General features: G+C 64.3%; 10 protein-coding genes. 4 read left to right on the top strand and 6 right to left on the bottom strand.

Features of this window, described 5'->3' with window-relative positions; genetic code table 11:
* Positions 1 to 74: 74 nt before the first annotated feature.
* From Q0D75_RS20980 to Q0D75_RS20960, 5 genes are all read right to left on the bottom strand, one after another.
* Positions 75 to 728 carry a hypothetical protein gene (locus tag Q0D75_RS20980; RefSeq protein ID WP_291057836.1) on the bottom strand — a complete coding sequence of 218 codons (654 nt, stop codon included), beginning with the start codon at positions 726 to 728 and terminating at the stop codon, positions 75 to 77.
* On the bottom strand, positions 721 to 1,593 hold the full coding sequence (locus Q0D75_RS20975) for a serine/threonine-protein kinase (RefSeq protein WP_291057834.1): 873 nt from the start codon (positions 1,591 to 1,593) through the stop codon (positions 721 to 723). Before Q0D75_RS20975 ends, Q0D75_RS20980 begins: the two co-directional genes overlap by 8 nt.
* A gap of 510 nt (positions 1,594 to 2,103) precedes the next feature.
* A complete protein-coding gene (locus Q0D75_RS20970) occupies positions 2,104 to 2,367 on the bottom strand; it encodes a hypothetical protein (RefSeq protein WP_291057833.1) in 264 nt (87 codons plus the stop codon).
* Positions 2,361 to 2,828, bottom strand: a complete 468-nt coding sequence (locus tag Q0D75_RS20965) for a hypothetical protein (protein WP_291057832.1) — start codon at positions 2,826 to 2,828, stop codon at positions 2,361 to 2,363. The genes Q0D75_RS20970 and Q0D75_RS20965 overlap by 7 nt, the downstream gene beginning before the upstream one ends.
* Before the next feature lie 144 nt (positions 2,829 to 2,972).
* Entirely contained in the window at positions 2,973 to 3,173 is a 201-nt protein-coding gene (locus Q0D75_RS20960; protein ID WP_291057831.1) for a hypothetical protein, read from the bottom strand.
* Between the two features lie 304 nt (positions 3,174 to 3,477).
* Here Q0D75_RS20960 and Q0D75_RS20955 point away from each other — a divergent pair, with 304 nt between their 5' ends.
* Positions 3,478 to 3,774: a hypothetical protein gene (locus tag Q0D75_RS20955; RefSeq protein WP_291057829.1), complete on the top strand. Its 297-nt coding sequence runs from the start codon at positions 3,478 to 3,480 to the stop codon at positions 3,772 to 3,774.
* On the top strand, positions 3,774 to 4,115 hold the full coding sequence (locus tag Q0D75_RS20950; RefSeq protein WP_291057827.1) for a hypothetical protein: 342 nt from the start codon (positions 3,774 to 3,776) through the stop codon (positions 4,113 to 4,115). The genes Q0D75_RS20955 and Q0D75_RS20950 overlap by 1 nt, the downstream gene beginning before the upstream one ends.
* Positions 4,116 to 4,281: 166 nt before the next feature.
* On the opposite strand, the gene Q0D75_RS20945 is transcribed toward Q0D75_RS20950, so the two are convergent.
* Positions 4,282 to 6,687 (bottom strand): hypothetical protein, encoded by a 2,406-nt coding sequence (locus Q0D75_RS20945; protein WP_291057825.1) that lies wholly within the window; start codon positions 6,685 to 6,687, stop codon positions 4,282 to 4,284.
* A 131-nt stretch (positions 6,688 to 6,818) separates the two neighbouring features.
* Between Q0D75_RS20945 and Q0D75_RS20940 the strand changes: the two genes are divergently transcribed.
* Positions 6,819 to 7,949 (top strand): enolase C-terminal domain-like protein, encoded by a 1,131-nt coding sequence (locus Q0D75_RS20940; protein ID WP_291057823.1) that lies wholly within the window; start codon positions 6,819 to 6,821, stop codon positions 7,947 to 7,949.
* Positions 7,946 to 8,377: amidohydrolase family protein (locus Q0D75_RS20935; protein WP_291057821.1), on the top strand; the 432-nt coding region annotated here is incomplete at its 3' end. The genes Q0D75_RS20940 and Q0D75_RS20935, both read left to right, overlap by 4 nt.

The raw sequence follows: 8,377 nt of genomic DNA, 5'->3' as shown, positions 1-8,377 counted from the left end.
TTCGCCTCATCACGGACAACGTTGCTGAGGAGGTGGCTGTGGAACTACCCCTCACGTTGACTGCGTAGCCAAGCTCATTCTCGAAGAATGTTCGTTACACCACTCCACGGGACTTGACCGCTCTCAACAATTTCCCCCAGAAGGATCTCTCGAAGACCAGGTTCGGTCAACCAACGAGAGTCCATGGCCAGATTGACGAAAAGTGGTGCTGCCGGAGCGCGGTCACGGCTCATGCTGACGAACTGCATCGCCAGATCGAGGGACTTCTGAGCATTTACCTCGCTAACCCAACCACTGGCCGTGAGTAGGGCTGATGCTCCATGGTCAACTTGGATCTTCAGCACCTCATCTACCCACAGCGCACTCGGCTTGGAGGGTGGTGCTGAAAGGTATGTCCAATTTTGGGCCGAGTGAGAGAGGTTTGGAGGAGCATCTTGCCACCCACTTTGCGGATGAATGTGCAGCTCCGGATCGGCAAAGCGAATTGGCACGGAGTCATGCTTACTCAAGTACTCCCTCGCCTTTTCGGAGGACATAGAGGGTAGACGGATAATTGTGCCCAAGCCGAGCGACTTCCCGTGAAGCAGCGGTATTTGCTCGAAGACTTCGCCGATTCGCTGGGCACCTTGGACACTCTTGTGCACCAAGATAACTGGGGTATCACCCTTAAGGATCTTCTTCAGACTTGGCCCCGCGTAGGTAGTCGGCTCATCAATGGATTCAGTCACGAGCGGCCCCACTTTTCAATGTCTCGATGGCACGTCTGGCGCTTCCGCGGAGGTGCGGTGACTGGGAGAGCAACCTCAAAACAAGCTCTCGCAGATCGTCTGGCACATCACCAGGCAGTGGGCGTGGATCTCCGACGACCTCGTCTACCACGTCGTCTGGAGCCAAGCCCACAAAGCTCGATATGAATGGATGAGTACCGGCGATTAGTTCGTAGAGGATCACTCCGCATGACCAAAGATCCGCAAGCTTCCGCGCCGGTTCCCCGCGCAGAGCTTCTGGCGCCATGTAGCGAAGCGTTCCGACTCGCTGCGGGTAGGCAGTCATCGTTGCGTCAGTGACAGCACGTGATAGTCCGAAGTCGATTAGTACCGGACTCTTCCATCGTCCGTCTCGAAGGAGAATGTTTGCTGGCTTTATGTCGCGATGCCAAGTGTCCGCATCGTGCATGTCTCGAACGGCAATTAGCAGCCCCATGGCGAACTTGCGCACATGTGCATAGTTGGGTCGACCATCGATCGCTAGTTTGTCTTCCACGTCCATTCCGGGAATGAGCTCGCAAATCAATACAGTGCGATCGATGCCTCCGAGCGTGACGACTCTGACCTCGTAGAGGTCGACGATGCCCGCAGAGTCCAGGCGCTCCAGCGCGTCAGTTTCCCGCTTCAGGCGACGAGGGTTGAAGGAACCCTCATGGAGGATCTTCGCTGCGCTCGGATCGGGGACTCCCTCAAGGCCCGCGATACTCCAGGTTTCGCCAAATGATCCAATACCAAGAAACTCGGCGTGCAATCCCCCAATTGCGTCAAGCACGTCCTGCTCGGTGAGACTAGGGCCTTTAGTCAAGAGTGACACCTCGTTGGGCACCCATATCGGCTCTCCTTTGATCGAACAGAAGCCAATGCTATCGACAGATGTCGCTCAAGACGCCATCTTGGTCGTGAATACGCTGCAGGAGTGACGCTGGCAAGGAAGCGAGAATCTGCCGCCTTGTGAGAAATCGTCCAGCATTGATCGCCGGGAACAATTCCTCGTCGAGCATCGCCTGTTTGCAAGCGTGGTAGATGCAACCTTGAACATAGGCAGTACAACTAGCGCGAGAAGCAAGGGCTCAAGCCCGAATGCGAGTAGATCCTGGACAGCTCTTTACACAACACTCTTGGCCGGCACCTGGTCGATGCGAAACCAGCCGAGACCGCCCGCGCCGTAGTGTCACGGACCCGTACCAGGGCCTCGCCCAGCCAGAACGCATTCGCACCGCGCTCGAGGCCGGTGTTGCCGCGCAAGTCACGCGTCCGCCCAGACCACGTCGGTCGAGGTTGGCCCCGACACCCCGTCTGTCGACGTGCGCGGGCCAACTCCGATCGTTCACGTACCTCAGATCAGAGCAAGGAGGTAAGTGAGGGTCGCGCCGGCAGCAGCTCCGAATCCTGAAACCGTCATGTCCTGCGCGAACTTCCGGACTCGGTCGCGCTTGGATTTCACGGAATCCGACGACTTGACGTACTCCTGCAGGGACAAGAATTCACGACGGAATGCCTCCGGGACCTGCTCGATTGAGAACGTCGTGGAGGCTATGTTCACGTCGCGTCCGGCAACGTTGTTGCCGTTGCCGTGGACCGATATCGACTGGGCTACCATCGCGTCGCGTCCCGACCGCCGATGGTGTTGTCGTCTCCATAGTTGACGATCTTGGTTCCCGCTTGCCCCTTTTGTTCCGTCCACTCATCGAATGACATCGGGTCGCCCTGGAGCGCACGGTGGAGAACATTCTCGATTGTGTGCCAGTTGAAATCCGAGTAGCCGATGAGCAGATCCTCGAAGCTGCATTTGAAGTTCGACGTCCCAATCCCCGACATGGACACCCCCAAGACGCATCTATTCGAATCACTAAGGCCCAGAAAGCCTGACGAGGCGGCAAACACAACCGGGTAGTACTCCCCTTTTCCCTGCTCAAAACGCATCGTCTCAAGACCGCCGCCAGGGAAGTTCGCGCACGCCTCAGCGATTCGGCCGCGGAGTTCCCGATTTGCGTTCTTTTGCCCGCGCATGCGGAAGGCTGTGTCATTGATCGCTCGGTACACATCAATAGAGAAACTCATCGGATCACTCCCCCGGTCGACTGCGGCTCTTCCGTGTGCGCTACACCTGTACTTTTACCACGGAGTCCGGCCGATTGACTAGGCTGATGGGGCCGCGAATCACACGACCTCGAACTCACCCGCACTGACATGCGTCGCAGGCAGTCAAACGCTGGCTTCCCAGTCGTCGTAGTCGCCTCCGGGAACAGTCGTTGCGAGCCGTTCGAAGAACGTGCGGGCCGAAATCACCGTGTCCGGGGTGAGGATGACGCCCCGCGGCTCTGCGATGACGACCCAGCCGGTGCCGGACGCGGCTTCCGCCACGCGCTGCAGATCCCAGCCGCCCTTCGACGCCGCGGTCGCCATGGTCTGTGCACCTCAGATCGCTTCGTTCTGCGATCGCTCGGAGAGTGTCGTCATCCAACGAACTGCCGGTCGTGGCCGCCTTCTTACCGCGCTTGAACCGACTCACGAACCGAGCCTATCTATCCGCGCATCGATCGCTTGGGTCAATATTGGAGTCCTCCTGAACTCTCGACATGCCTGCTGAGAGCCCGCCCTTCAGCATCGTCGGCACTTCCCATACGCGCTTGACACATCTTGCGTAACTGGTGGCATTTATGGGCGTAAAAATGTACATGTTTATGAGTGGTTCACATATGCTTGAGGCATGTCCATTTCAGATGTGATGCCCGTTGTGATGCCGAGTGGTGAGCTCCGTGAGAAGCTGCCGGCGGTTCTCAAGAGGTTCCGTGCTGAGCAGGCTTCTGCGACCCCGGTGATTTTCGGTTCTCACCGGAAGCCCGAGGCTGTTGTGATTCCGTTCGAGCTGTACGCCCAATTGCTCCCGGCGATTGAGGACCTCGAGATCGCAGCGGTTGTGCGCGAGCGGGCTGCTGCGGGGCCGGCGGTTCCGCTCTCGGGCATCGCCGAGCGGGTCGGACTGAACCCCGCTGACTTCGAGTAGTGACGCGCGCTCTCGCCCTGACGGCCTTACCGGGCTTTCAGGACGACATAGATGCTCTGCCCGATGTGGCTACCCGTCAGATGGCGGTGAATATGCTTCTGCACGTTCGGAACGGAAATGTCCGCGGCATTGCGTTGGACGATCGCGTGTCGACTGGTGATCTCGGGGACTGCTTCAAGCTCTACTTCGATCCCGATGGGTCAGACAAGCCGCGGTTCCGGCTCGTGTACCGGTTCACTCCGAACGAGGTCCAGGCCGTCGCGATCGAGGCTGTTGCCGTCGGGCGAAGACAAGGTCTTGACGCTTATCTGCGCGCTGCAGCCCGACTCGGCCGGCTATGAGCGTGGGCTCTCGAGCGTGAAATCCGGGTGCCCGATCTCCGTCTCCTCGAATCAAGAAGCGCGATAGCATCTATCAACAGTTCCCCTCGGGGGCTTGGCATTCACTGATTGCCTGAGCCGGTCGGGGGGCCTTTTTTATGGGGTCTGGTCCGCGCCACCCGGCCAGCTATCTGCGCTCTGACCAGCTCACGATGATCGAGCCGGTGACGTGTTCGAGGGCGAGGCGGCCGTCGGCGACCTCGGCGGTGACGTCGCGGGAGGCGACCACGTCGCCGATGAGGTTGAGGGCGGCCTGGTCGTCTCGGACGAGGATGACGCGCGCCGCGTCTCGGGGGACGGTGACCGTGACTCGCGCATCCGTGAAACCGGTCGCCTTCAGGGTTCGGGTCATCGAGTAGGGGTAGGGCGAGAGCTCGCGGCAGGTGAGCGTGGCAGCATCTTGTTGCTGCACGAAGACGCGCGCCTCCGCGTGCAGGGTTTTGCCGAAGGAGTACTCGGTGTGGCCGTAGGCGTACCAGGCCTCGAGGCCTGTGAAGACGGGGGCGCCGAGCGGGAGGCGGTAGCGCGCGCGGGTGGTGGTGTCGGCCAGGTAGCCGTTCAGCCAGGTGGCGTTGGCGTTCTGGTGCAGCGATTGGACTGCCACACGCGAGGTCGCATCGCGGCGGGTGAAGCGGCACGACACACCCAGCTCGCCGAGCACGCGGCCGAGCACGGCTCCCGCCTCCTCGAACTCGCGCGGGTCGAGCGGGCGGGAGTGACGAAAGCCGTGGTCGTCCATCGGCGCGCGATCGAAGGTCGACGACCCGCGCGCCCACGCCCAGGGTCCCTGCCGAGTGGCGTAGGCGCGCACCTCGGAACCCGAGCGCACCGACGCGAGCACCGTCGCATCCGGTGCCGCGATCTCGCGGACGGCTCCTCCCGACAGGGTCGATGAGTGCCGGAGCAGGCGGCGCACCGGCGTGGAGGCGGAGGCGATCGTGTCGGCGTCGAGAGCTGTCTCGAGCTTCAGGTCACCCTCGATCCCGTCGCCGAGGACCAGTCCGAGCAGGCGGCGGCCTCGCTCATCGGCGCGATCGGCCGGGCCGTAGGCCAGCACGCTCGCGCCGCGTGCGGTCAGCGTCTCCAGCAGGTCGAGCACCGTGCCGCGCAGCGCCCTCGTCGGCACGACGAGGATGCGGCCGTCGAGCGACCCCGCCGCCACGGCAGCCGAGAGCGACCGCGTCGACGCCACCGTGTTCACCGGTGTGCCGGCGTTGATCGCGGCCGTGAGGTACCAGTCCTCGAAATACGGATGCCGCACCGACTCCGGGTCGGCGAGGGCGTCGTCGGCGTACTCGTCGAAGGGGTAGACCCACACCACCGGCCCCGCCTCATCCGGCGCCGACTCGAGGGCACGCAGAACGTGCCCGCTCACCTCCCGGCCCGCGCGCGGGTCGAGTTCGCCGCGCTCGGTGTCGATCGAGAGGAACTGCACATCGGATGCCGTGCGCACGGCACCGCGGTCGTCGAGCCGCGAGACACTCAGCGGCAGGTAGATGTCGAACGGTTCGCGGTTGTAGAAGTCCCACCACGGGTTCTGCCAGAACCACGGGTCGTTCACATAGAAGCGGAAGAGGAACCCGTCGGAGGGCACCTCGGCGATGCGCGAGAGATACCCCGACATCTCGATACCGAAGTCCTCGTTCAAAGGCCCCCAGGGCGAGTTCGGCGGCGGGTTGCGGAACGCCCCGGCCGCGTAGATCTCCCGCGTGGGCACGGCATCACCACCCAGGTCGATACCGGTCGAGAAGTTCGTGCCCCGCACCTCGACCGGGAACGGGCACTCCCGCAAGAAGGCGCTCCAGAACTCCAGCAGGGTCGCCGAGACACCCGCCACCCTGTCGGCGAGGAACTCGTCGCCGTTGTACGTCTCACCCAGCGGCGTCCACGAGTAGGCACTGAAGCCGAAGCCATTGGAGAGCCAGAGGTAGTCGAAGCCCATCTCCGCGAGATACGACGCCGCCTGCCTGCCGAGGAACTCCCCGAACACCGTGCCGTCGGGAACGCCATCGGGGTAGCCGGCGAACGCGCGCTCGTCGGCGTGCAGCACGGAGTTGGCGCGGATCATCCTGATCAGCTTGCCGAGACGCTGCTCGTCGTCGCCGGCCACGATCTCCGGATGCTCCTCGTACTTGAAACGCGAAGTCGCGAACTCGGGCCCCGGGTCGAACGTGGCCCCCACCGTCACGGGCACCCCGAGCATCCGCTCGCCCACCCGGCGGATCGCCGCCACCAGACGCCGGATGTCGCGGTACCGGAGGGGCGGCACGTGCTCCCGAAAGGGCTGGGCCGTGTTGTCAGGCGTGACCGTGTGCGAGTAGGGGTCGTACTCGGTGTTGGAGAAGCCCACCGAGCTCGCCCAGGTGACCTCGCGGTCGAGGTCGAGGTCCCACTGCAGGATCTCGCTGCCGTCGGCGATCCAGAGCAGAACCGCCGCGGACTCGGCCGCGCCGACGAGATCGCGCCACTGGTCGAACATCGTGGCGGCGGTCGACTCGAGGTCGGCTTCGCTCCAGGATGGGAACGGCTTCAACGACGTTTCCAACCCGACTCGCGTGAGGCTGCGGTGACTCATTCGAACTCCCGATCTGCAGAAAAAGATCCAGCATGCTGCACGCAAGTCTGGCATGTTGAACTTTGCGGCGGCTTTAGGCTAGCATCGCCGTGCAGCCCCACGAAGAAGTCGGAACCGAGGAACCTGTGCAGATCCGCAACGTCACCGTCGCCGTGGCGCCCTTCTCCTCCGGCACCTGGCTCGACGAGAGCCGCGTGTCGACCCCGCTCTCGCGCTACCCGGAGTTCGCCGAACGCCGCAGCAGCTGGCGCGGGCCGGGCAGTGGCCTGGTGTGGGTGCTGATCGAGACCGACGACCCCGAGGTTTTCGGCGTGGGACAGAGCCGCGGCGGCGTGGTGACCGCCGCACTGATCGAGGGGCACTTCCGCGGGCTGCTGCTCGGCCGGGATGCCCTCGACCTCGAGACGCGCGTCGATCAACTGCACCTGGCTGCCCTCCCCTACGCCGCCGGCGGGATCTCATCGATGGCGCTCTCGGCCTGCGAGCTCGCGCTCTGGGATCTCGCCGCGCGAGCATCCGGCGTCTCCCTGGCCCACCTGCTCGGCGGGAGCGATCGCCCCCTGCGCCACTACCTGACCTGCCCCGAGCCCCAGCTGCTCGACGAGGTCGATCCGGATCTGATCGCGACCAGCGCGACCGTCAAGGTGCCCATGGCCTACGGCCCGGCGGCCGGCCGCGAGGGCCTCCTCGCCAACCTCGCCCGCCTCGACGAGACGCGCGACCGGGTGCCCGCCCACGTGCCCCTCTCGGTCGACTGCTTCATGTCGTGGGATCTCGACTACGCCACCGCGTTCCTGCGAGAGGCGAGCGGGCATCACCTCGGCTGGATCGAAGAGCCCCTGCTGCCCGACGACCTCGCCGGCTACGCAGAACTTCGACGCAGCCAGCCCGTGGCGGTCGCCGGCGGAGAGCACCTGTTCGGCCTGACCGAGGCGCAGCGGTTCCTGCAGGCGGACTGCGCCGACGTCATCCAGGTCGACGTCACCTGGTGCGGCGGCCTCGGCACGGCTCGCGCGGTGGCCGAACTCGCGGGGGCGCGCGGGGTGACGTTCGCCCCGCACGGCGCCGCGATGCACCCGTGGGCGGTGGCACTGCTGTCGTCGCTCGGAGGCACCACTCTCACCGAGGTGCTGATCGGCCTGGGCGGAGCGGTCGACTACCCGCGGGCCTCCACCGGCCCGGGCGTGGGCATCGACCCGGCATCGGTGGGCCTCGGATGATCGTCGACGCCCACTGCCATCTCTGGCACCGCTGGCCGTACCCCTCGACTCCTCCCCCGGGTGCCGCCACGGCATCCGCTCTTCTGGACGAGCTGGCCGCCAACGGGGTCGACCGCGCACTCGTCGTTGCGGCCGCCATCGGGGGCGAGGATGCGCGCACCCAGAACCTGCGCAACAACGATGACGTCGCTGAGGCGGTGCACGATCACCGCGATCAGCTCCGGATGGTCGCCGACATCGATTCGCGCTGGTCGGCGGGCTACCACCGGCCGGGAGCGGCGGCTCGGCTCGCCGACGAGATCGCGCGCACCGGCGCCCGGGGCTTCACCCACTACCTCGGCGACACCGACGACGGATGGCTCGACACCGCCGATGGCACCGACTTCTTCAGCGCTGCGGAGAGCCTCGGCCTGCTCGCGACCGTGCAT

The sequence above is a fragment of the Herbiconiux sp. genome (genome assembly GCF_023264855.1).
Taxonomy (GTDB): Bacteria; Actinomycetota; Actinomycetes; order Actinomycetales; family Microbacteriaceae; genus Herbiconiux.
Note: the sequence above shows the minus strand (reverse complement) of the source record. Positions and strands in the feature narration are given on the sequence as shown.